The organism is Ensifer sp. B1-9, assembly GCF_050474445.1.
Lineage (GTDB): Bacteria > Pseudomonadota > Alphaproteobacteria > Rhizobiales > Rhizobiaceae > Ensifer.
The window spans coordinates 1-1,258 of record NZ_JBCHVG010000041.1 but is presented as its reverse complement, the minus strand read 5'-3'; the positions used below and the strand labels follow the sequence as shown (position 1 = coordinate 1,258).

Sequence of the window (1,258 nt, the reverse complement as noted above, 5' to 3'; positions counted from 1 at the left end):
GTGCCCGACCTGAGAGATAGGTGACGTTTCGTACCGGAGACATGGGTAACACTTTTCGCTTTTTGCGGGAGGTGTTGATGCCGTGGAGAGAGACTTCGGTGATGGAGGAACGTCTGCGATTTGTCGCCCGGCTGCTTGAGGGCGAAGGCATGAGCGATGTGTGCCGGGCCTTCGGCATCTCGCGCAAGACCGGCTACAAGATCTTCAATCGCTATAAGGACGACGGTCTGGAGGCGCTGACGGATCGGTCGCGCCGGCCGGTGCGCTACGCCAACCAGTTGCCCGGGGCGGTCGAGGCGATGATCGTCTCCTGCAAGAAGGAGAAGCCCCACTGGGGGGCCAGGAAGATCCGCGAACTGCTGGTGAAGCGGCTCGCCGGCGATGCGCGCGTGCCGTCCAAGAGCACCGTGCATGCCGTGCTCGACCGGCACGGGCTCGTCACCCATGCCCGCAAGCGACAGCGCTTTCGCGCCGAAGGAACGCCGCTGTCGCAGGCATTCATGCCAAACGATCTGTGGTGTGCCGACTTCAAGGGCGAGTTCAAGCTCGGCAATGGCCGATACTGTTACCCGCTCACAATCACCGACCAGGCATCGCGCTACCTTCTTTGCTGCGAAGCCTTCGAATCGACCCGAGAACAGGGCGTCTTCGACGCTTTCCGGCGGCTGTTTGCCGAATGCGGCCTTCCGCTCGCGATCAGAAGCGACAACGGCTTGCCCTTTGCCTCGCCGAACGGGCTCTACAATCTCTCGAAGCTGTCGGTCTGGTGGCTCAGGCTCGGCATCGCGCTCGAGCGCATCAGGCCCGGCCGTCCCCAACAGAACGGCCGGCATGAGCGCATGCACCTGACGTTGAAGAAAGAGGCCACCCGACCACCCGGCCAAAACATCCTCCAGCAGCAGGCCCGCTTCGATGCTTTCGTCAACGAATTCAATCAGGAGCGGCCGCACGAAGCGCTGGAAATGAAGCTGCCCGCCAGTCTCTATGTCGCATCCGCAAGACCCTACCGGGGCCTGCCGGAGATCGACTATCCCTTCCACGATCGAGACGCGCTCGTCACCAATTGCGGCCGCATCTGCATCTATCGCAAGAAGATCAACATCTCGACCGTGCTGGCAGGACAGAAACTCGGAATCAAGGAAGTCGACGACGGCATTTGGCTCGTCAGCTTCATGCACTATGATCTGGGATATATCGACTTGGAGCAGAGGACATTGCAAACCATCGACAATCCGTTCGGCACGAGATTGTCACCCAT

1 protein-coding gene is annotated in these 1,258 nt (G+C 60.7%); it reads left to right on the top strand.

All coding sequences use genetic code 11. From position 1 onward, the window contains the following. Positions 1-77: 77 nt before the first annotated feature. Positions 78-1,258: IS481 family transposase (locus tag ACQ5BM_RS34550; RefSeq protein WP_429820842.1), on the top strand; the 1,181-nt coding region annotated here is incomplete at its 3' end.